This window comes from Thermotoga sp. KOL6 (assembly GCF_002866025.1).
Classification (GTDB): domain Bacteria; phylum Thermotogota; class Thermotogae; order Thermotogales; family Thermotogaceae; genus Thermotoga.
Window position 1 is genome coordinate 321,564 of sequence record NZ_LNDE01000001.1, and the last position, 21,929, is coordinate 343,492.

At 41.7% G+C, this 21,929-nt stretch carries 24 protein-coding genes and 2 tRNA genes; 16 read left to right on the forward strand and 10 right to left on the reverse strand.

Annotated elements, in window-relative coordinates:
- Positions 1–2: 2 nt before the first annotated feature.
- The 7 genes from gltX to AS005_RS01610 are packed head-to-tail and all read right to left on the reverse strand — an operon-like array spanning position 3 to position 5,540.
- Positions 3–1,412, reverse strand: a complete 1,410-nt coding sequence (gene gltX, locus AS005_RS01580) for a glutamate--tRNA ligase (RefSeq protein WP_101509938.1) — start codon at positions 1,410–1,412, stop codon at positions 3–5.
- Complete coding sequence (locus AS005_RS01585) at positions 1,406–2,104, reverse strand: PHP domain-containing protein (RefSeq protein ID WP_101509939.1); 699 nt, start codon at positions 2,102–2,104, stop codon at positions 1,406–1,408. Before AS005_RS01585 ends, gltX begins: the two co-directional genes overlap by 7 nt.
- The gene (locus AS005_RS01590) at positions 2,101–2,430 is read right to left on the reverse strand and encodes a DRTGG domain-containing protein (RefSeq protein ID WP_199203802.1); all 330 of its coding nucleotides are present in this window, start codon (positions 2,428–2,430) and stop codon (positions 2,101–2,103) included. Before AS005_RS01590 ends, AS005_RS01585 begins: the two co-directional genes overlap by 4 nt.
- Positions 2,393–3,358, reverse strand: coding sequence for a CBS domain-containing protein (locus AS005_RS01595; RefSeq protein WP_101509940.1), 966 nt, complete (start codon positions 3,356–3,358; stop codon positions 2,393–2,395). Before AS005_RS01595 ends, AS005_RS01590 begins: the two co-directional genes overlap by 38 nt.
- A 1-nt stretch (position 3,359) precedes the next feature.
- Entirely contained in the window at positions 3,360–3,704 is a 345-nt protein-coding gene (locus tag AS005_RS01600) for a DRTGG domain-containing protein (RefSeq protein ID WP_101509941.1), read from the reverse strand.
- 11 nt (positions 3,705–3,715) lie between these two features.
- Positions 3,716–4,111: a SoxR reducing system RseC family protein gene (locus AS005_RS01605; RefSeq protein ID WP_233186196.1), complete on the reverse strand. Its 396-nt coding sequence runs from the start codon at positions 4,109–4,111 to the stop codon at positions 3,716–3,718.
- Positions 4,112–4,115: 4 nt separating this feature from the next.
- Positions 4,116–5,540 carry an RtcB family protein gene (locus AS005_RS01610; protein ID WP_101509942.1) on the reverse strand — a complete coding sequence of 475 codons (1,425 nt, stop codon included), beginning with the start codon at positions 5,538–5,540 and terminating at the stop codon, positions 4,116–4,118.
- A gap of 63 nt (positions 5,541–5,603) precedes the next feature.
- Here AS005_RS01610 and AS005_RS01615 point away from each other — a divergent pair, with 63 nt between their 5' ends.
- The 9 genes from AS005_RS01615 to fliE are packed head-to-tail and all read left to right on the forward strand — an operon-like array spanning position 5,604 to position 14,682.
- Entirely contained in the window at positions 5,604–6,095 is a 492-nt protein-coding gene (locus AS005_RS01615; RefSeq protein ID WP_101509943.1) for a Mut7-C RNAse domain-containing protein, read from the forward strand.
- A complete protein-coding gene (locus AS005_RS01620; protein ID WP_101509944.1) occupies positions 6,043–8,319 on the forward strand; it encodes a sensor histidine kinase in 2,277 nt (758 codons plus the stop codon). Before AS005_RS01615 ends, AS005_RS01620 begins: the two co-directional genes overlap by 53 nt.
- A complete protein-coding gene (locus tag AS005_RS01625; protein ID WP_101509945.1) occupies positions 8,316–8,666 on the forward strand; it encodes a response regulator in 351 nt (116 codons plus the stop codon). The genes AS005_RS01620 and AS005_RS01625 overlap by 4 nt, the downstream gene beginning before the upstream one ends.
- Before the next feature lie 19 nt (positions 8,667–8,685).
- A complete protein-coding gene (gene ileS / locus AS005_RS01630; protein ID WP_101509946.1) occupies positions 8,686–11,442 on the forward strand; it encodes an isoleucine--tRNA ligase in 2,757 nt (918 codons plus the stop codon).
- A gap of 4 nt (positions 11,443–11,446) precedes the next feature.
- Positions 11,447–12,529: a type IV pilus twitching motility protein PilT gene (locus AS005_RS01635; protein WP_101509947.1), complete on the forward strand. Its 1,083-nt coding sequence runs from the start codon at positions 11,447–11,449 to the stop codon at positions 12,527–12,529.
- Between the two features lie 17 nt (positions 12,530–12,546).
- Positions 12,547–13,572 (forward strand): peptide chain release factor 1, encoded by a 1,026-nt coding sequence (gene prfA / locus AS005_RS01640; protein WP_233186197.1) that lies wholly within the window; start codon positions 12,547–12,549, stop codon positions 13,570–13,572.
- Between the two features lie 16 nt (positions 13,573–13,588).
- The gene (flgB, locus tag AS005_RS01645) at positions 13,589–13,972 is read left to right on the forward strand and encodes a flagellar basal body rod protein FlgB (protein WP_101509949.1); all 384 of its coding nucleotides are present in this window, start codon (positions 13,589–13,591) and stop codon (positions 13,970–13,972) included.
- Positions 13,969–14,391 (forward strand): flagellar basal body rod protein FlgC, encoded by a 423-nt coding sequence (gene flgC / locus AS005_RS01650; RefSeq protein ID WP_101509950.1) that lies wholly within the window; start codon positions 13,969–13,971, stop codon positions 14,389–14,391. Before flgB ends, flgC begins: the two co-directional genes overlap by 4 nt.
- Before the next feature lie 6 nt (positions 14,392–14,397).
- Positions 14,398–14,682 carry a flagellar hook-basal body complex protein FliE gene (gene fliE, locus AS005_RS01655; protein WP_101509951.1) on the forward strand — a complete coding sequence of 95 codons (285 nt, stop codon included), beginning with the start codon at positions 14,398–14,400 and terminating at the stop codon, positions 14,680–14,682.
- On the opposite strand, the gene AS005_RS01660 is transcribed toward fliE, so the two are convergent.
- Together AS005_RS01660 and AS005_RS01665 are read right to left on the reverse strand one after the other, a co-directional pair.
- On the reverse strand, positions 14,663–15,037 hold the full coding sequence (locus tag AS005_RS01660) for a cyclophilin-like fold protein (RefSeq protein ID WP_101509952.1): 375 nt from the start codon (positions 15,035–15,037) through the stop codon (positions 14,663–14,665). The genes fliE and AS005_RS01660 overlap by 20 nt on opposite strands.
- 55 nt (positions 15,038–15,092) lie before the next feature.
- Positions 15,093–15,182, reverse strand: a tRNA-Leu gene (locus AS005_RS01665).
- A gap of 119 nt (positions 15,183–15,301) precedes the next feature.
- On the opposite strand from AS005_RS01665, the gene sufC reads away from it, so the two are divergent.
- Genes sufC through sufU form a run of 5 tightly spaced genes read left to right on the forward strand, consistent with a single transcriptional unit; the run spans position 15,302 to position 20,182 of the window.
- Positions 15,302–16,042 carry a Fe-S cluster assembly ATPase SufC gene (sufC, locus tag AS005_RS01670; RefSeq protein ID WP_101509953.1) on the forward strand — a complete coding sequence of 247 codons (741 nt, stop codon included), beginning with the start codon at positions 15,302–15,304 and terminating at the stop codon, positions 16,040–16,042.
- Positions 16,039–17,433, forward strand: a complete 1,395-nt coding sequence (sufB, locus tag AS005_RS01675) for a Fe-S cluster assembly protein SufB (RefSeq protein WP_101509954.1) — start codon at positions 16,039–16,041, stop codon at positions 17,431–17,433. The genes sufC and sufB overlap by 4 nt, the downstream gene beginning before the upstream one ends.
- A 10-nt stretch (positions 17,434–17,443) precedes the next feature.
- Positions 17,444–18,550, forward strand: a complete 1,107-nt coding sequence (locus AS005_RS01680; RefSeq protein ID WP_101509955.1) for a SufD family Fe-S cluster assembly protein — start codon at positions 17,444–17,446, stop codon at positions 18,548–18,550.
- Positions 18,528–19,769, forward strand: a complete 1,242-nt coding sequence (locus tag AS005_RS01685; RefSeq protein WP_101509956.1) for a SufS family cysteine desulfurase — start codon at positions 18,528–18,530, stop codon at positions 19,767–19,769. The genes AS005_RS01680 and AS005_RS01685 overlap by 23 nt, the downstream gene beginning before the upstream one ends.
- Positions 19,766–20,182: a Fe-S cluster assembly sulfur transfer protein SufU gene (sufU, locus tag AS005_RS01690; RefSeq protein WP_199203803.1), complete on the forward strand. Its 417-nt coding sequence runs from the start codon at positions 19,766–19,768 to the stop codon at positions 20,180–20,182. The genes AS005_RS01685 and sufU overlap by 4 nt, the downstream gene beginning before the upstream one ends.
- Here the strand turns inward: sufU and AS005_RS01695 are convergent.
- Positions 20,160–21,146 carry a hypothetical protein gene (locus AS005_RS01695; RefSeq protein ID WP_101509958.1) on the reverse strand — a complete coding sequence of 329 codons (987 nt, stop codon included), beginning with the start codon at positions 21,144–21,146 and terminating at the stop codon, positions 20,160–20,162. The genes sufU and AS005_RS01695 overlap by 23 nt on opposite strands.
- Positions 21,147–21,193: 47 nt before the next feature.
- On the opposite strand from AS005_RS01695, the gene AS005_RS01700 reads away from it, so the two are divergent.
- Entirely contained in the window at positions 21,194–21,799 is a 606-nt protein-coding gene (locus tag AS005_RS01700; RefSeq protein ID WP_101509959.1) for a histidine phosphatase family protein, read from the forward strand.
- 37 nt (positions 21,800–21,836) lie between these two features.
- A tRNA-Cys gene (locus AS005_RS01705) sits at positions 21,837–21,913 on the forward strand.
- Positions 21,914–21,929: the final 16 nt, after the last annotated feature.

A 21,929-nucleotide genomic window follows, 5' to 3' on the forward strand; every position in this document is an offset into this window, starting at 1 on the left:
TTTCATCCCCCCAACGCCTTTTCTAGCCTTCTCATAAAAACATTTTTGCCGAGCAACGGAATCACATTAACGAGTTCGGGTCCCTCGTCCTTTCCTGTTAGGATCCTCCTCAATGTCATATAAAACTCTTTGGGTTTCACATCACTTTGCTTCATAACTTTTTTAAAAACTTTTACGATCTCGTTCATGTTCCATTCAACGTTTTTAATTTCTTCTTTGAGAGAAGCGAAGACGGGTTTGAGCCTTTCAGGAACGGACATGACTTCAGGATCTCTGAAGAAAAAGATCGCTTCTTCAGGTAAATCCGCTAGTGTTTCGGCCCTTTCCCTTGTGATCTCGATCACTCTTTTTAAAAACTCTTCATCTTCTACAATTATCCCTTTCCTCTCGAAAAAGGGTTTTGCGAGTGACACCACCTTTTCTATCGGCAGATTTCTCAAATAATATCCGTTCATCCACTTCAATTTCTGTGGATCGAAAATAGCCGGATTGGGGCTGAGCCTATCAAGAGAAAAGGCGGAAATCAGATCTTCCAAGCTCAGAATTTCCTTTCCTTCTGGATGTGACCATCCTAAGAGTGCAAGATAGTTCACCATCGCCTCAGAGAGGTACCCCATCTCTCTGAAAGCTTCTACCGAGGTGGCGCCGTGTCTTTTACTCAATTTTTTCCCGTCGGGTCCGAGTATGGTGGAAACGTGAGCAAAAATAGGAGGTTGTACACCGAAAGCCTCATAAATCGCCAGTTGTCGCAACGTATTGGAAAGGTGGTCGTCTCCTCTGATAACGTGTGTGATTTCCATAAGCATATCATCCACCACACACGCGAAATTATAGGTGGGAAGCCCGTTACTTCTCATTATCACAAAATCTCCAATAGATCCCCTTTTAAAGATGATCTCTCCTTTTACGACATCGTTTAATTTGTAATCTTTCTGAGGCATCTTGAAAAAGATTGCGGGTGATAACCCTTTTTCACTGTATTCCCTTCTTCTGTCGGGAGTGTTGTACTCTCCAAACATGTCTTGGGAGTAGTGAGGTGGCTTTCCCTCTGAAAGAAGCTTTTCCCTAATTTTCTCTATTTCCTCAGGATAGGCGTAAACGAAATATGCCTTTCCCTCGTCAACCAATTTATTTGCGTACTTCCTATAAATTTCGGCTCTTTCACTCTGACGATAAGGGCCGTAATCACCTCCCACATCGGGCCCCTCGTCCCAATTCAGTCCGAGCCATCTGAGGGAATCCATAAGATTTTCTTCGTATTCTCTTTCCGATCTTTCAACATCGGTATCTTCTATTCTCAAAATGAACTTTCCCTTCTCTTTTCTCGCAAGAAGAAAGTTGAACAAAGCAGTTCTTGCCCCTCCAACGTGAAGAAATCCTGTGGGACTCGGTGCAAATCTAACTCTTACCAATCCAAGCCACCTCCTAACGTGTAATCGCCCAAAAGAATTCCTTTTATAACATCTTCCGGGGAATTAGGATGATCATAGAGATCTATGTATCTTTTTCCTATATCCGACGGAAAGTGTGCATCCGATGTGACGATCACTCTATACCTTTTCTCCTCAGCTTTCTTTTTCCCCTCCTTGCTCACGACCTCTGCCACCGTAACCTCAAGGTCTGGAAAGAACCCGAGTTGGTACAAAACACCGAACCTCTTCTCAACATGTGCGTAAACCGGAAGTCCTTTAAAAGACAGAATTAGATCTACAGCTCGGGAAATTGTGAAATCTGTTGGAAATCCTAAAGGAACATCCTCATAACCTATGTAATTGCCCTTTTCATCAACAAGAAGTTGGTATCCCAATTTTTCATGATCATGTTTAATTCGGGGAAGATGCTCATAAACTATCTCTGTAACCATGAGGGCATCCTCTACTCTTGAAAAAAGCGCTAACAAATGTACATCCTCAACGGTTTGAATCTCGATGCCAGGAACCACGATCTTTTTCATCTTCATGAAAGATGGTGAGTTTCTTGCACTGTTGTGATCAACCACACCCAATATCTCAACCTTAGACGAAGCTTTCTCCACCACCGGAGGTATCATTAAAAGGTCAGCACATGGTGACAAACATGTGTGAATATGCAAATCTGCCCTCATCTCAACCCCAACTCGTACACCCTTCCAGATACCACAAAAGAGTTCTCTTCAGTCCTCAAAAGAACAATCCCATTTTCTTTGGCCTTTTCCACCGTCTCTTTTTCATACTCGTGTCCATCACAAAGAACGATCCCTTTTATTCCCACAACTGTTGCAACGGCAACGATGTTAACATGAGATTGGACTGTGATCCACAAAGTGGAAGGTTGCGCTTTACCCAGAACTTCGCTCAAAAGATCGCAGGTGAAACCGTGTTCCACTTCGGTGCTCAGGTCTCCACACACGTGTTCAAGGTTCAATTTCTCCACTATCTCCCCTATTTTCACATCTATCCCTCCTGAAAAAAACCATCTCAACTATTACACCCTTCCCTACTTCGGAAATGATGACCATCTTGTCAGAGTATCTCCTCATATTTGGAAGCCCCATTCCCGCCCCAAAACCAAGCTCCCTTATGTGATCTGGTGCCGTCGAATACCCTTCTTTCATGGCAAGCTCGAGGTTTTCTATACCCTTTCCTCTATCTTCGACTCTCACCGTTATCTTTTCATCATCTATGAAACAGTATATATACCCATCCGATTCACTGTGAATAACCACGTTTGCCTCCGCTTCATAGGTGGCAATGGCTACTTTTCTTGCTAGCTCTTCTTCTACCCCCTGGCTCAACAGGAATTTTTTCAACTTCGAAGCTCCCACTCCCACCATGTTCACATCGAAATAGTCTATATGAAAAACAAAATCCGCCTTTCCCTTCTCCAAAACTTCACCAGTTACAAGAGAAGTTCCTTTTTCGAGAACCTCTTCCATCCTCTTGTCGTGAAGATACATGATGCCAAGCTTTGCAAGCAAAAAGTAAATTATATCGTGCTTGGTGACGATTCCCACCAACTTTCCTTCTTCGTTCACCACCGGAAACCTGCCGTATCCATACCGCTCGAAAGTTTTCACAGCGTTCTGAAGCGTGTCTTCCTCTTTCAAACACACCACGCTTTTCGTCATACGGTTCCCTACTTTATCCTTTATATAACTTCCCTCCAAAGCTTTTATTATGTCTTCTAAACTGACAATTCCTATAACCCTCTTCTCATCGTCTACAACTGGAACTCCCGATATTCTTTTAATACGCATTATTTCCTTTACATGGAGTAGCGTTTTATCTGGATTCACATATATCACGTCGGGATTCATAAATTCCGAAACTTTGACATCCTGAAAAATCGTTTGAAGCTTATCTATGATGGAAACGCTCATCTTATCCTCTCCTGACAGGTTTTAAACCTCTCATAAAAAGTCTCCCACAGGTTTCGAACATGGAAAGATCGGTTGACAAGAGAGTAATGTTGTTATCTTTTGCGATTTCAACGATGTTCTCGGGGATATCCTTTTTACGAACAAAGAGAACAGCTGGGATGCCTACTACTATAGCCGTTCTCACCACTTGAGGTGAATGAAGACCTGTTATCAAAAGCACACCTGGCTCGGCGAAGGCAAGTACGTCACTCATGAGATCAGTTGCTACAACTCTCTCTACGTTCATGTTCCTATCTCCTGTGAGAATTTCTCCATTCACCACTGAAGCTATCTCCTCTATCGTCACAAGAACACCTCCTAAGTTATTTTGCTCACTATCTTTGGGGATTTCTTGGATTTGCTCCTGAAACGCAAGAGGTAGTAATATACAAACACTCCTCCCAGAGCGCTCAAAAATGTCACCCAATCTTTCCAATTCAGTGTGTATCCGAGTATCACGATACCTGCAAAAATCACGAGGGGAAGAAAGTACACTATCGTTGATATTTTCATAGGATCGTACTCTGGAATGTCCACCATCACGACATCGCCTGGTCTCAATTCTTCACTATTGTTCCACTCTATCTCTAACTTTATCTCTTCCCCGGAAAGACAGATGCTTTTCGCTGGACAGCTTCCACATGCACTCGTTCTGTTTTTGGAAACAACAACTTTACCGTCTTTTATTTCCTTCACAATCATCCTTTCGATCATAATTTCACCCTTTCACCACACCGACCGGCACCATTCGAGCAACCTTTCTCGATATTCCAAGCTCATGAACTATGTGAACCACTCTATCAACATCTTTATAGGCTTCCGGCGCCTCTTCGACAAGCGTTTTCTTGCTTTTGCTCATTACAACAATGTTCTTTCCTTCAAGCGCGCTCAAGACTTCCCTGTAACTCCATCTCTTCAAGGCAGCAGATCTCCCAAGCATTCTTCCCGCTCCATGAGCGGTGGAGCCGAACGTCTTCTCTTCGGCTTTTCTGGTTCCGACCAAAAGATAAGACGCGGTTCCCATATCACCCGGAATGATCACTGGTTGTCCAATCTCTCTGTAAGCTTCAGGAATTTTTTCGTTTCCCGGACCCAAAGAACGGGTAGCACCTTTCCTGTGAACGACCAGTTTCATTCTTTTCCCATCAATCTCGTATTCCTCTAGTTTAGCTATGTTGTGGGCAACATCATAAATGAGAGAGAGATTCGTTTCCCTGCCGAACACCTTCCAAAATGCTTTTCTCACAAGATGTCCGATAATTTCCCTGTTCGCGAAGGCGTAATTTGCAGCACAGTTCATAGCCGAATAGTAAGCCTGACCCAACGGATGCTCAAAAGGGGCGTTTATCAACTGTTTATCTGGAAGATCTTTGTTGTGTTCTTTCAACTTATCTCTCATGAGTCTTATGTAGTCCGTCGCCACTTGATGACCGAATCCTCTACTTCCAGAGTGAATCATTACAGTTACACTTCCAACTTCCAACCCGAAAGATCGTGCTAGCTCTTCGTCATAAACCTCTTCAACCATCTGAACTTCTATGAAATGGTTACCGGCACCGAGGGTTCCAAGTTCATCGCCACCTCTTTCAAAGGCTTCTTCGGACACGTAATTCGGGTCAGCTGGCTGTATCCTGCCATAATCCTCTATCTTTTCCAGATCTTCATCGAGTCCGTACCCTGCCTTTACAGCCCACACAGCTCCTTCCACCAATACTTTCCTGAGACTTTTTTTCCCGAGAACTATGTCTCCCGTTGATCCTACACCGGCAGGTACAAACTCGTAGATAGTCTCAACGAGTTTTCGCATTTTATCTCTTACATCTTCATATCTGAGATCCGTTATCATTAAACGAACTCCACAGTTTATATCGAAACCAACCCCACCTGGTGATATGATGCCTTCTTTAACATCGAAAGCAGCAACACCGCCTATGGGAAATCCGTAACCCCAATGTATATCGGGCATGGCAAGAGCGTATTTCACTATCCCCGGCAAGGTAGCAACATTCACAAGTTGTTTCATGGCTTCTCTAAATTGAGGATCGTTCACGCTCTCAGAATCAGTAAAGACAAAGGCATCTACCTTCATTTTCCCTTCTTTTGGAATTTTCCATACATATTTGTCCACTCTTACCACATTCATAAATTCCCCTCCTTCTAGTTTTTAGTTTATCATTAATGATAGAATTAAATGAGGGAAAAGAAAATGAGAAAATTACGATTTGTCGTCGATGGAAATCTAATACCACTTGCAAGAAAAATGAGAGTAATCGGAGTAGACGTAGCAGTCTTCTCGACAAATTCCCCACACGAAATGCTTCTGTTTTGCAGAAAGGAGCAGAGGATACTTCTCACGAAAAGTAGAACTTTTGCGAAGTTCTTCAAAAAGTACGATCAAAGCTTTTTTCTCATCGAAAAAGAAGAAGGGATCTTGGGGAAAGTAATAGAATACTTTGGCATAAAACCCTCTCACCCAAGGTGTCCTTTCTGTAACGTGGAACTCTCTCCTGTTTGTCATGAAGAGATTAAAGGCAGGGTTCCAATTTATGTGCTTCTGAGTGCAGAAAAATTTGCCCTCTGTAGAAAATGTGGAAGGGTATTTTGGAAAGGTTCTCATTTAAAATGGCTTGAGGAAGTGGTGAAAGATGAAGTTGGAAGAATTGAGGAAAATAGAAGGAATAGAAATTGTGAAAAATGAAAAAGCTGTCCCCAACGGAACAACTTCTGTAAGAGTCGCAAAGACCCTACTACTAGCCCATAATCATGTTGCTGAGAGAGTCGCAAAACTGTATAAAAGAACAGTAGTGTACGAAACGTTACTCTCTCTCTTCAAAACTTCCTGTACTCTTTCGAAAGAAGACTTTCTCAAACGTGCTCTTTCAAGGATAAAACTACTTCTCAACGCTGAAGAGGTATATCTTTTCGACTCCGGAAAATCATACTCCGCTTCAGGTAAAAAGCTTTCCCTTGATGAAGTGAAAAAAGAACATCAGAGTTGTTCTGTGAGAGAGCTGAAAAACAAACTGCATCTCGTTGTAGTAAGAAGAGAGAAATTGGATGAGGAAGATGATCTTCTTTGTAGAAAATTCTTGGAATTAGTCGCAATTTTGAGTGAAAGATTTTGGAATCTCAAAGAAGATGTCCAAAGGCTGAGAAAAAGGCAAGACGATCTAACACGATTGGTAGAAATCCAGAAAGAACATATAAAAAGGATGAGGATAATCTATTACGTCAGTCAAGCTATGAGATCAGTTTACGATTTGAAGAACCTATATCGCGTAATTCTACTGAGCCTTGTCTCTGAAAGAGGTTTCAATTTCGATCGCGCCATTCTTTTGAAAAAGGAGGATAGTACAAATTCTCTTGTAGTCGTCTCGGCGATAGGGGGAGACTCCTTACAAGAACACGAAGAGCTAAAACAGTATCTTAGAAGGAGAAACCTTCGATACACGGATCTCGTTCAATTTTTGAGGGAGGAATCTCTCACTTTTTCCTTTGAAACAAACTTCAACGAGAAAGTAAATGGGAAAAGATTTTACTTTCAAGAACATCCCATTTTTGAAAGGGTTGTCATGAGGAAAGCGATTGTCAGGATATCTAAAGAAGTTCTCAAAAGAATAAGACACGAGGTAAGCGACGTACTCGATATCTTGGAAAACAACGAGTTCGTCGTATTTCCACTTGTAGGGCGTTGGGATACGTTGGGAGCTGTTATAGTGGACAATAAATTCACTCAAAAAACCATAACTGATCTGGATCTCGACGTTCTGAAACTCTTTTCTGAAAGTGCAGGTCTTGCTCTGGAAAACGCTATAAGCTACGGGAATTTAAAAGAAAAAACACTTGCTCTTCAGCGACAAAACGAACTTGTAGAGAAACTGAGGAATTTTAGTGAAAGCATTTTAGAGAACCTAGAAACGGCTGTCATTACTGTGGATAAAGAAGGTCGCATAACGGAGTGGAATAGAAAAGCAACTTTGCTCTTTGGATTTGGAAAGGAAAGTGTCATTGGTAAAAAACTGAAAGATCTGCCTGGTTTCGAAGAAATCGGTGCCATTGCCGAAAGCGTTCTGGAAGAAAATGAACCCCTGTTTCTCAACTTTTACAAATTTGAAGACAAATTTTTCAATATGAGATTTTCCCCTTTAAAGGATACAAAAACACATTTACTTGACGGTGTTATCATTTCGATAGACGATGTAACGGAATTGTACAAATTTGAAGAAGAACGAAAGAGAAAAGAAAGACTCTCCATACTTGGAGAAATGGCTGCCCGCGTTGCACATGAGATAAGGAATCCCATAACCATAATAGGTGGATTCATAAAGCGAATGAGAAAACATATCGATGATCCCGACACCTTAAAGAAGTACATAGACATCGTTACGAACGAATTGGTTAGACTTGAGGGAATCGTGAAAGAGGTTTTAGAGTACAGTAAAGAAGAACAGATCTTAGAATTCACTGAATTCAATCTGAACGAATTAGTAAAAGAGGTATACATATTGTTTGAGGAAAAACTTAAAGAGATGAACATCGACTTTTGTTTCGAAACTGATAACGAAAATTTGATAGTCCAAGCTGATAGATCCAGAATAAAGCAGGTATTGATAAATCTTGTTCAGAACGCAATGGAAGCAACTGGGGAAAATGGTAAGATAAGAATAAAGTCGGAGGACATGTACGAGAAAGTCAGAGTGCAGGTATGGAACTCGGGACCTTCTATACCGGAGGAACTGAAAGAGAAGATCTTTTCACCATTCTTCACAACAAAGACCCAAGGAACGGGATTGGGGCTCCCTATATGCAGAAAGATTATTGAAGATGAACACGGGGGAAAGATATGGGTGGAAAATGTAGAAAATGGTGTTCTTTTTATCTTTGAAGTACCAAAAAGGCCCAGAAAAGGGGTGAAAGAATGAAGAAGATATTGATAGTGGACGATGAACCCAACATGAGAGAACTTCTGAAGGAAGAACTTACCGAGGAAGGATACACTGTGGAAACTGCTGAAGATGGAAAAGAAGCTTTGGAAAAGTTCCTCTCCGGTGATTACGACTTGGTGATTCTCGACATAGAAATGCCTGGAATGAACGGCTTGGAGGTGGCAGGAGAAATCAGAAGGAGGAAAAAAGATGCCAAGATAATCATACTTACTGCTTATTCGCACTACAAGTCGGACCTTTCTTCCTGGGCCGCTGATGAATACGTCGTGAAATCGTTCAATTTCGATGAGCTGAAAGAGAAAGTGAAAAAATTACTATCATGAAATGGGAGGTGTCGAAGAATTGGATTACAAGAACACGTTGAACCTACCGAAAACCAGTTTTCCAATGAGGGCGAATTTGGTAAGCAAAGAAGAAACGTTCTTGAAAAAATGGGAAGAGATGGACATTTACAACTACGTTCTCAAACAGAGAGAGGGAAAGCCTCTCTTTGTTCTCCATGATGGACCTCCTTACGCAAATGGTCATATCCACATTGGAACCGCTCTAAATAAAATTCTAAAAGACATAGTAGTCAAATACAAGACGATGAGAGGCTATAGGGCACCATACATCCCTGGGTGGGATACTCATGGTTTGCCCATAGAACACAGGGTCTCCCAGGAACTCGGCGAGAAAGCAAAAGAAATGACCCCTGCAGAGATAAGAAAAAAATGCGAAGAATTTGCTTTAAAATTTGTTGACATACAACGAGAAGAATTCAAGAGACTCGGTGTGCGTGGTGAATGGGATAACCCATACATAACTTTGAAACCAGATTACGAAGTGAAGATACTCGATGTTTTTAAGTCTCTTGTGGAACAGGGGAACGTGTATAGATCTCTCAAGCCTATCTATTGGTGTCCAAGATGCAGAACCGCTCTTGCAGAGGCGGAGATCGAATATCACGACCACAAATCTCCTTCTATATACGTAAAATTCAGGTCAAAAGAAGATCCTAACTTTTATATAGTGATATGGACTACCACTCCATGGACACTGCCGGCAAATGTTGGTGTAGCTCTCCATCCGGATTACGAGTACTCAGTGGTGAAAGTGGGAAACGAAAAGTGGGTGATCGCAACTGAACTCCTTGAATCTTTTTCAAAGGAAACAGGGATCGATTGTTCTGAAGTCGTTCAAAGAATAAAGGGTAAAGATTTAGAGGGAAAAGAATTTCAGCATCCCATCTTTGAAGAAAAAACATCACGGGTCATACTGGCGGATTATGTGTCATTGGAAACCGGAACAGGATGTGTCCATATCGCTCCAGGCCACGGTGAAGAAGACTACGTGTATGGTCATAAGAAGTATGGATTACCCGTTGTGTCTCCAGTGGACGAAGAAGGGCGTTTTACCGAGGAAGCAGGAAAGTACAAAGGTATGTTCATAGAAGATGCCAACGAGGTCATCATAAGAGATTTGAAAGAGAAAGGTATTCTTGTTCATGCTTCATCGATTACTCATTCATATCCACACTGTTGGAGATGCAAAGGTCCAGTTATTTTCCGAGCGACTGAGCAATGGTTCATTTCTGTGGATCACAACAATCTTCGTCAAAGAGTACTCGAAGAGATAGATAAAGTCAAGTGGGTTCCAGAGTGGGGTCGAAATAGGATCAGATCCATGGTAGAAGAAAGGCCGGATTGGTGTATTTCAAGGCAACGCGTTTGGGGTACACCCATTCCAGCTGTGCGCTGTAAAAGTTGCGGAGAAGTGATCCTTGATCCGAAAGTGATAGAACACTTCATGAGAATTGTCGAAAAAGAAGGCACCAATGCATGGTTTGAGAAAAACGTAGAAGAGTTGATTCCACAGGGTTTCAAATGCCCAAAATGTGGAAACAAATCCTTCGAGAAAATGCTCGATACGTTGGATGTATGGATCGATTCGGGAGCTTCTTTTGAATATATCACCACGAGAGAGGATCATCCATTTCCGCTTGACATGTATCTTGAAGGAAGCGATCAACATCGCGGATGGTTTCATTCTTCCATATTCCTCGCTGTTGCAAAGAGAGGAGCAGCACCGTATAAAGAAGTTTTGACACACGGTTTCATAAAAGACGAACTGGGAAGAAAGATGAGCAAATCTCTCGGGAACGTTGTCGATCCCATGGAAGTAGTGAAAAAATACGGTGCCGAGATTTTGAGACTTTGGCTTGCAAGCAGTGATTATTTCAACGATATAAAGATATCCATGAGAATCGTTGAACAACAAACGGAGGTTTACAAAAAGATAAGGAACACATTCCGATTTCTTCTTGGGAACTTGGAAGATTTCGATCCAGAAAGGGACAAAGTGTCTTTTGAAAAACTACTAGTTATTGACAAATGGGCTCTTGGGAGACTTCAGGATGTCATAAAACGTGCTACCGAATATTACGATGCTTACGAATTTTCAAAGGTCTACAATCTTGTGGTGAAGTACTGTACAACCGAGCTCAGTTCGCTTTATCTCGACATTGTGAAAGATAGACTCTACGTAGAAGCAAGAGATTCCATTTACAGAAGATCAGCCCAAACAGTGATGCACGAGATACTGATCGCTCTGATGAAGATTCTCACACCTATCATGACTTTTACTATGGAAGAAGTGTATTCTCACCTCCATGAAAAAGACAGAAAATACGAAACCGTACAGGCGGAATATTGGCCCGAATACAGAGAAGAACTTATAGACCAGAAGATATTAAGGGATTTCGAAAAGCTCTTTTCCATAAGAGAAGACGTTTTGAAAGCTCTAGAGGAAAAGAGACAAGAGGATATAATAGGTCATTCCCTCGACGCTGAAGTTTTTCTCACTCCGAAAAATGAATCCGTGAGATCGCTTCTTGAGGAATACAAAGATATTCTTGAAGAGTTTTTCATCGTCTCAAAAGTAACTCTGGTGGAAACACCTGGAGAGATGAAAGGAGATCTGGTAGAGGTTACGGTAAAACATGCAGAAGGGGAAAAATGTCAGAGATGCTGGAAATACACAACAGACATTTCTCAATCAGAAGAATTTCCCGGAGTGTGTCCACGGTGCCTTGCGGTTTTAAAAGGCGAAAGGAAGTGATAAGGTGGATGGAATGAGCGTTTCGCTCTTGAAGATCATTACTGAAGCTTATGGAATGAGGGCAACCGACGTGCACATCTCGGTTGGTTGTCCACCTTATTACCGTATAGATGGTAAACTAGTTCCGCAGGAGAAATACAACAGATTCATGAAAGAAGATATTATGAACGGTCTTAAGGAATTGTTCTCAAAGATAGGACATCCACTCCCTCAGAATCAAAAAGAAATAGATTTCTCCTTCTCAGTTGGAGAAGCCATAAGAGTCAGGGGAAATCTCTATTATGAAAGAAAAAATCCTGCTCTCGCCTTCAGGTTGATCCCGAAGAAGATCAGAACTTTTCAGGAATTGGGTCTTCCTGAGATTTTGAAAACTTTCGTTGAAAGAAAGTACGGTCTCATATTGGTCGCTGGGCCTACAGGTAGTGGTAAATCCACAACCCTCGCTGCTATGATAGATCACATCAACGAGAACTTCCCTCACCACATAATAACCATAGAAGATCCAATAGAATACGTCTTCACGAACAAAAAATCTGTGATACACCAAAGAGAACTTGGTTCTGACACAGATTCCTTTTACAACGGTTTGAAGTATGCTCTCAGGCAAGATCCAGACGTGATCCTTGTGGGTGAAATGAGAGATCTTGAAACGATGGCCTTGGCTTTGACAGCGGCTGAAACGGGACATTTAGTTCTCGCAACCGTCCACACAAACTCAGCAGCTTCCGCACCAGAAAGAATCATAGATGTCTTCCCTGCTCACCAACAACGGCAGGTAGCTCTGCAGCTTGCGAACACTCTGATAGCCGTTATATATCAAAGACTCGTACCGAAGGCGAACGGAATAGGATTCACACCTATCCTGGAGATAATGGTAGGGACACCAGCTGTTAGGAACTTGATAAGGGAAAACAAAATACATCAGTTGGAATCCGTGATTCAATCGGGAGCAAAACACGGTATGATTCTGTTCGATGATGCTCTTGTGAAAGCTGCATTGAAAGGAGATATTTCAAAAGAGGACGCGATTCAGTTTGCAAGAAATCAAGAGGAGGTGGCCAGGAGATTAGGAGTGAGAGTCTCATAAAAAAGATAGCCTCGGTCTTGAAAGAGAAAAAGAAAAGATTAGAAGAATTGCTCTCAAAGCCGGACTTAAATCCCGAAGAGATGAAAAAGTATGGTATAGAGTACGCAAGGATAGAAGAGATAGAAAATTTGGTGAAAAAGATAGAAGAGCATCAAGAATTCATAGAATTATTGAAGGAAGAAGGAAACGAATTGGAAATAGAGAAATATGAAAGTGAGTTAGATAAACTGTTTCAAGAACTCTTTTTACTCTTATCTCCACAAACTGGAGATAAGGCAATCGTGGAGATAAGACCGGGAACGGGTGGAGAAGAAGCGGCGTTGTTCGCAAGAGATTTGTTTAGGATGTACATTAGGTACGCTGAAAGAAAAGGATGGAGCGTAGAGATCGCTGAATCTCACGAAACCGATCTTGGTGGTTTCAAAGAGATAATCTTCTTCGTGAAAGGAAAGAACGCCTACAGTACCTTGAGGTACGAAAGCGGTGTTCATAGAGTTCAAAGGGTGCCAGTAACTGAATCGGGTGGTAGGATTCATACTTCAACCGCTACAGTGGCTGTTCTTCCTGAAATAGAAGAAAGAGAGATCGAAATAAAACCTGAAGAATTGAAAATAGAAACTTTCAGGGCATCTGGGCACGGCGGGCAGTACGTGAACAAAACAGAATCTGCTGTGAGAATCACACACATTCCTACGGGAATAGTAGTTTCTTGTCAGAATGAACGGTCACAGTATCAGAACAAACAAACTGCGTTGAGAATTCTGAGAGCTCGGCTTTATCAACTTCAAAAAGAAAAGATGGAAAGAGAGTTATCCCGGAAGAGGAAATCTCAGATAGGTACTGGAGAAAGAAGCGAAAAAATCAGAACCTACAACTTTCCCCAAAACAGAGTCACAGATCATAGGATAAACTACACCTCTTATAGATTACAAGAGATCCTCGATGGTGATCTGGACGAGATCGTATCTAAACTGATAGAACACGACATAGAGAACAATCTCGATGAAATATTAGGAACAAAAACGGTCGACGAAGAAAAGTAATAGTGGGGGTGTGAAGATGTTCAACTCGAACTTTTACACTTTGAAACAAGCAATGGATGTTTCTTTACTTCGCCAGAAAGTGTACTCCCTCAACATAGCAAACGTGAGTACACCGGGTTACAAGAGAAAATATGTGGCTTTTGAAGAGTATTTGAAAGAATCTGAAATGAAACTGAGACTTTCAACTACGAACGAAAAACACATAGACTCTTCCAAAAGAGATATCACACCTCGTATTCTGACTCAGAACAATACAACCATGAGAAACGATGGAAACAACGTGGACATCGATTACGAGATAGTTCAACTTGTAAAGAACGGTTTGAGATATCAAGTTTTAACGAGACTCATGTCTCTGAATATAGACAGGTACAACGCTGTGTTGAGAGGTGTTAGATGATGAATGAATTCGATATAATGAACATCAGCGCGACTGGTATGTCTGCCCAGAGACTTAGAGTGGAGATTGTCTCTACCAACATAGCTAATGCAGAAACTACTCGAACTGAAACAGGAGAACCGTATAGAAGGAAGGTCCCCGTTTTTGCCGAATATTTGAGAAGAGCGAAAAACGGTAGAATAGAGAACGTTGGTGTCAGAGTTGTTCAAATAAAGGAAGATCCCTCACCGTTCAAACTCGTTTACGACCCAACCCATCCTGATGCTGACGAAAATGGATACGTAAGAATGCCAAATGTAAACATAGTCAGAGAAATGGTAGATCTTATCAACGCTCAGAGAGCTTACGACGCGAACGTAGCTGCTTTTAATGTGACCAAAAACATGGTGAGTAGTGCCCTACAGATTGGGAGGGGGTAGTGAAACGTGATTGAGAGAATAGAAGGACTCGGTCCCGTAGAGAAAGGCGGAAAAATTCAAAAAGGAAGTGGAGCTGATTTTTCAAAAGCTCTCAAAGAAGCCCTCGAGAAAGTGAACGATTTACAGAAAAGAGCAGAAAAATTGTCGGATGATTTCGCTCAAGGCAAAATAAGCAACATTCACGAAGTTATAATAGAAGCCGAGAAGGCTTCGATTGCTCTGAGATTGACTGTGGAAGTTAGAAACAGAATAGTCGAAGCTTACAGAGATATCATGCGGATGCAAATTTAACGGTGATTTTGTCACCGTCCTTTATTTTTTTCAAATTCTCCATACCTTGAACGATTCTTCCTATCACGTTTACCGTGCTTGCCGGTCTTATCTTATCATCACTTATCGGGGTTTTCCCAAAGAAGAAGCATAAAGCTTTCCCCGGAGGCCAATAACCAACATCCCCAACTTCTACTGTTTCTCTAGGATTTTCCATCGTTGTAACATCAATAGAGATTGAAAAATAAATCTCCTCTCCCCAGGTGTTTGCCCTACTCTCAAATGGAATTTTCTCTGTAAGCTTTTTCACCACTTCGAAAGATTCCTCTAGTTCAAAAACACAAGTTCCTCCTTCAAATACAAGCTCCAGCTTCAAGGCTTTTCCCTCCCAACAAAAGTTGGAGGCACCTCTGAAGAGGTGCCTCATCCTATGGTGCCGGGGATCGGACTCGAACCGACACGGGGTTGTAAACCCCAGCGGATTTTAAGTCCGCTGCGTCTGCCAATTCCGCCACCCCGGCTCGCTTTTTATTATACCACAATCGCTTTTATTATTTCTTCCTTACAAAATCCATACAATACAGCCATTTATTGGTCTTATGATATAATTAATTAGGAAAACGTAAGAGGAGGGAGTATGATGTTAAAAATCACGGATCTTCACGCGAAGTTGAGAGATGAGGAGAAAGAGATATTGAAAGGAGTCAATTTAGAAATAGAGAAAGGAGAAGTACACATTCTCATGGGCCCGAATGGAAGTGGAAAATCAACACTTGCAAACGTCATAATGGGAAACCCGAAATACGTTGTTACAAAAGGTGATATTCTTTTCGAAAGTCGTTCTATAAAGGATCTTCCTCCAAACGAGAGAGCAAAACTTGGAATCATGATGACCTTTCAAAATCCCTACGAAATCGAAGGAGTCAAGCTCTCCCAATTCCTCATCACCGCTCACAGAAGAATCCATGGCGAAGAGAAAAATTACTTGGAACTGAGAAAGGATCTCGAAGAAATATTGATGAAACTTGGATTCAAAGAAGATTTCCTTGAAAGATATTTGAACGTCGGTTTCTCCGGTGGTGAGAAAAAGAGATCCGAAATTCTTCAAAGTCTTTTCTTGAAACCAAAATTTCTTATTCTCGATGAAATAGATTCAGGTCTCGATGTGGATGCGTTGAAACTCATAGCGAGTACGATAGCGAAACTCAACGACGAAGGAGTGACCCTTCTCATCATCACGCATTACAAAAGACTCTTGAACTATCTGAAAAAGATAGACAAAGTCCACATATATGTGGATGGCCGCATCGTAAGAAGTGGAGGGGCGGAACTGGCAGACGAGGTTGAAGAAAAAGGATACACACTGGAAGGAGTGAGATGATGGAAAGACTTATCATCGACGATTCAAAGTTCAATTTCGTTCCAAAAGTGAAAACAGCCTATAAAGCTCCTCCAGGACTCGATGAAAGGTTGATCGAAGAAATATCGATGGCGAAATCAGAACCAAAGTGGATGCTTGAACATAGATTGGAATCCCTCAAGATTTTCAAAGAATGGCATGATCCAAGATTCGGAGTCGACATTTCCAAACTAAATTTAGGAAAAATCGTTTCTTACATAAAACCCGATGCGAAGAAGGGAACTTCATGGGAAGAAGTACCGAAAGAAGTGAAAGAAGCTTTTGACAAACTGGGAATCCCCGAAGCTGAAAGGAAGTACCTTGCAGGTGTTGGAGCACAACTCGACTCTGAGGTAGTTTATCAAAACATCAGAAAAGAACTTGAAAAATTGGGTGTTATTTTCTTGGACATGGAAAGTGCCGTGAGGGAATATCCTGATCTTGTGAGAGAGTACTTCATGAAACTCGTTCCCAAAACAGATCACAAATTCGCTGCACTTCACGGAGCCATATGGAGCGGAGGAACTTTTCTTTATGTGCCAGCAGGTGTAAAGGTCCCCATGCCTCTCCAAGCGTACTTTCTCATGAGCAATCCAGGTATGGGACAGTTTGAACACACTATCATAGTTGCCGAAGAAGGTAGTGAGGTTACTTTCATCGAAGGCTGCTCTGCTCCGAGATACAATGTCATAAATCTCCATGCGGGAATGGTGGAGATATATGTTAAAAGAGGGGCAAAGGTCAAATACCTGACAATACAAAATTGGAGTAAAAACACCTACAACCTCAACACAAAGAGATCCATAGTGGATGAAGAAGGCTCAATGACATGGGTTTCGGGTTCTCTTGGCAGTCACAAGACGATGTTGTACCCGATGACCATTTTGAAAGGAAAAGGTGCAAGGGCGGAGAGTATGTCAATAACGTACGCAGGCCCAGGACAACATATGGACACAGGATCGAAAGTTGTACATTTAGCACCTTATACAAGTTCTTTAGTCAGTGCTAAGAGTATCTCGCTCGGGGGTGGTTGGGCATTCTACAGAGGACTTTTGAAGATCTCCAAAGATGCAAAAAAGAGCAAGGCCTCCGTGGAATGTGCTGCTCTGATGCTCGATAATAGATCGAAGAGTGATACCGTTCCAATCATAGAAGTAGAAACGGATAGCGCCGATGTAGGACACGAAGCGAGAATCGGTAGAATAGGTGAAGAACAAATATTTTACCTTATGAGTAGGGGACTTTCCGAACAAGAAGCAAAATCCCTGATTGTAAAAGGTTTCGTTGAACCTGTTGTGAAGGAGCTCCCCTTCGAGTACGCTGTTGAGTTAAACAAACTCCTTGAGTTGGAAATAGAGAAGAGCATAGGGTGAGGTGTTAATCATGGAAAAAACGTTAGTGATAGAGCATAATGGAGAAAAAGCTGTTGTTTGGGAACCACCTCAGATATTTTCCAAAAGCGATTACGATCTAAACGTTTTGGAAAAGGCGTTAGAAAAAACCGAAGGTCCTCTGAAGGAATGGAGAAAGAGGAAATTCCAAGAATACAAAGAATGGGGTTTTCCAAAGTGGAAAAGATGTACTCTCGACGGACTGAAACTTCCAGAGCTTTCCTTTGAGTATGTGAACGAGAATGTCAGGTTATCTCTTCTTGAGAACCTCGACTTTGAGGGTTCACACAGAAAATTTGTTCTGCTCGCCGACACATTCTTCACAAGCTTTAAAGTCTTCGGTGATGGTACTCACACAATCAGGTCCGAAAAAGACGGAATAGAAAACTATCTCATCACTGTGGAAAAAAATGCGAAGATTTTCAAGATATCTAAAACTAACAGATTCAAAGATTCCGTGATGAGGATCTTGGTGAAGAGAGGGGCAACTTTAAAATTCGTGAACGTAGATCTTTTCGGCGATTTTTCCTTCGATAACATCCTCATATTCCTAGAAGAAGGATCAACGTTGATATTCAGAGATTTCAAAGCTTTTGGGAACAGGAAAATAGGTCATGTCTTGGTGAAAATGGAAAAAAGAAGCACGGCAGATATGAAGTCATTTTTCTATCAAAACGGGAAAGGTATAACAGACGTTCTGTATCTCATGAGGTTCATAGGAGAAGAAGCGGAGGGAAAACTCAAAGGAAACGGTATTGTGGACGATTCGGGGAAAGTCGTTTTCAGGGGAATCCTTGATGTAAAGAGGGGGGCAAAAAACGCAGTGGCTGAAGAAGTTGAGCACACATTACTTCTGTCCCCGAACGCAAAAATGGACGCAATTCCTAGCCTGTGGGTAGATGAAAACGAAGTCACCGCTTCCCATTCAGCAAGTTCCTCTTCGCTGGACGAAAATGAGTTGTTCTACTTGATGTCAAGAGGCTTAGAAGAATTAGAGGCCAAAAAACTTATTGTAAGAGGTATCTTTTGCGAAATTCTCGATGAAATTGACGAACCTATGAGAGGAGAGGTGGAGGATGTTATCAACAGAATTGTCTGAAGAGTTTCCTTCCCTAAAATTAAAAATAAATGGGAAAAGACTTGTTTATCTCGACAACGCAGCCTCAACACTAAAACCAAAACGTGTAGTGGAGAAACTGAAAGATTTTTACTACAACAGTTACTCTAATGTTCACAGAGCAGTCCATACACTCGCTTCACGTGCAACAGTTGCGCTCGAGGAATCCAGGCAAAAATTTGCGGACTTTTTGGAGGCAAAACCGGAGGAGATTGTTTTCATTTCCGGTACCACAATGGCAATAAATCTTGTGGTCGTTTCTCTTGTGCGAAGTGGACTGTTGAAAGAAGATGATCTTGTCCTATTGTCGCTTGTGGAGCATCATGCAAATTTTGTTCCATGGTTGAGATTATCAAAATTTCATCGCTACAGAGTGGCGTACATAAAACCTTCTGGAAGATTCGGGACACTCGAATTGAATGATCTGATGAAATGGAAAGGAGAAAATCCAAAGATTATCGCGATAACAGGGCTTTCAAATGTGACCGGCCAAAGATTACCTATCGAGGATCTTAGAAACATTTTCCCGAAATCTATAATCGTTCTGGATGGAGCACAGTTGCTGCCACATGAGAACGTGAAACCAAAAGAGTTAGATGTGGACTTCCTTGCTTTCTCACTCCACAAGATGCTGGGACCTACAGGAGTCGGAGTGTTGTATGGAAGACGAGAACTCCTTGAACAGATGGAACCATTCTTGTATGGTGGTGAGATGATAGACAAAGTTACACTAGAGGACGTTACTTTCAATGAACTCCCTTACAAATTTGAAGCCGGAACTCCGAACGTGTCGGATATTGTGGCTTCCAAAGAGGCAATAGAATTCCTTCAAGAGATAGGTTTTGAGAACATACAGAAAAAGATAAAGAACTTGACAAAGCTCACGATCAACGGGTTGAAAGAAATAGACGGAGTGGAAATTTATGGACCGCTCGATGAAAGACAACATGGCATCGTTTCTTTCAACTTAAAAGGCATCCATCCTCACGATGTCGCTCACATCCTTGATCAAGAGTTCGGTGTGGCCTTGAGAAGTGGCCATCACTGTGCCCAACCGTTGATGAATTTGCTGAAGGAACAATCCCAGATGAACTTTCCAAACTCCACGTGTAGAGTCAGCTTCTATTTGTATAATACAGAAGAAGACGTCGAGATATTCTTAGAGGGCATAAAAAAGATAAAGGGGTGGTTCGGGAGATGATATATTCTGAAGCTATTCTGGATTATGCTAACTCAAAAAAGTACAAAGGAAAATTAGAAAACGCCACCGTCGTGGAGGAAGGAAAAAACATATCTTGTGGTGACGAAATAGTTCTTTACTTGAAAATCGAAAATGGTGAGATAAAAGATGCAAAGTTTGAAGGAATAGGCTGTGCGATCAGCCAGGCATCCGCATCCCTCATGATAGAAAGAATTCTAGGAAGGAAGGTAGAAGATGTAGAAAGCATACTGAAAGAAGCTGAAAAAATGGCAACGGGAAGCTCCTTTGATGAAAAGAAGCTTGGTAATGTTGCCATCATGTCAGACATCAAAAATTATCCCGCGAGAGTGAAGTGTTTTCTCCTCTCTTGGAAAACTCTGGAACAAGCCCTTAAAAGGTTCTCACAGCCTTAAGAAAATCAATAAGATAACCTTTCAAGTAAGATGCTGTTTTCCCTATGAGTTCCAAGGTATAACGTTTCAGGTTCGAAAGGTCACCTCTTTCATCTGCTTCTTTGAATTCCTCAACTGAAATCACAGTGAAACTTTCCAATTTTCCTTTTCTTTCTTTCAATTTTTCGCCGAATACTTTCTTTATCTCTCTATGAACTTTTGGGAAGTAAGACAAAGCAAGCTTCCTAATTTCCTGTACGAGATGCCATTCCGATTTCAGGAAAACGGGTTTAGCATTTTCGATAGTCTTAATCGTTTCTTCATCTCCCGAGTATATGAGATACGCAAGATAATCGTCGTAAACATAATGAGCGTTCATTAGCATTCTCGTTATGGAGTGGTCGAAGAGAGCTCGAAAGATCTCACCCAACTCTCCCGGTGTGTTGTGGTAAGGCTGAGAAAGATCTTCTATGTAGTGAAGCGCCCTTGCCAAAAATCTGTATCCCCAGTACCTATCACCTTTCCGAAAAGCTTCTTTAGAAAGATCGTGGAAATAGTAAAAACTCTTATCCGCCTCGAAAAACTCAAGACCCAAAATGCGGTATTTCATGTGTCTTACCCCTTGACTGTTCCCGATTAAGAATTGGTACGGAGAGAGATCCAGTCCCTGATCCATCCCCCAATCCGGTTCAGATGAATACACTGTAAGAATTTGCCAGGCAGGAACCTTCCCGTTCACTGGAGCCGGGTTCGGTGGTATAATGGCACCATCCCAAGCTTTTATTGTGTCCTTCCCACAAACATCCTCGAGGACAAGTTTTGAAAGATTGTAAACTCTTTTTTCCTGATAATTGTAAGGTGTGATTTTTACCAGTTCATCTGGTACAATATCTTTCACGATGTAGTAAGTTAGGCCCTCATGTCCACTCCACGAAAACAAAGAAATAACCATCAATACCAAAAAAACCAACGTAAGTGATTTCATTTCGTTCACCTCCATACAAAGTCTAACACAAAGAGGTGCATTCAGGTATGAAACTCTATTTAGTAAGACATGGAGAGACTTCGTGGAATGAAAAAGGTCTTTGGCAAGGTATAGCAGATGTTCCCTTGAATGAGAGAGGAAGAAATCAAGCAAAAAAATTGGCGGAAAGATTGAAAAAAGCAGACGCTGTGTACTCCAGCCCCCTCATGAGAAGTTTCGAAACCGCAAAAGAGATTGCTGAAAAATTCGAAAAAAAGGTCAAAATCGAAGAAGGATTGAAAGAATGCGAAATATCCCTGTGGAATGGTCTCACCGTTGAGGAAGCTATGAGAGAATACCCTTACGAATTCAAAAAATGGTCCACAGACCCAAACTTTGAGGTAGAGGGGCTTGAATCTATGAAAAATGTGCAGAAACGAGTGGTAAAATCCATGATAAAGATCGTGGCTCGAGAAAGGTTGAATGGATCAAATGATGTTGTAGTTGTGTCTCATTCGCTATCTCTGAGATCTTTTATTTGCTGGGTGTTAGGACTTCCTCTCCATCTTCATCGAAATTTCAAACTCGACAACGCTTCCCTGAGCATAGTAGAAATCGAAAGCAAGCCTAGACTTATTCTTCTGAACGACACGTGTCATTTGGAAAGCTCTTGAACACTTTCGAGTATGTGGTATCATATTTTATGTGGGTGGCGGCGTAGCCAAGCGGTCTAAGGCGGGGGTCTGCAAAATCCCTATTCGTGGGTTCGAATCCCACCGCCGCCTCCAGTGAGCCAGGCATCAA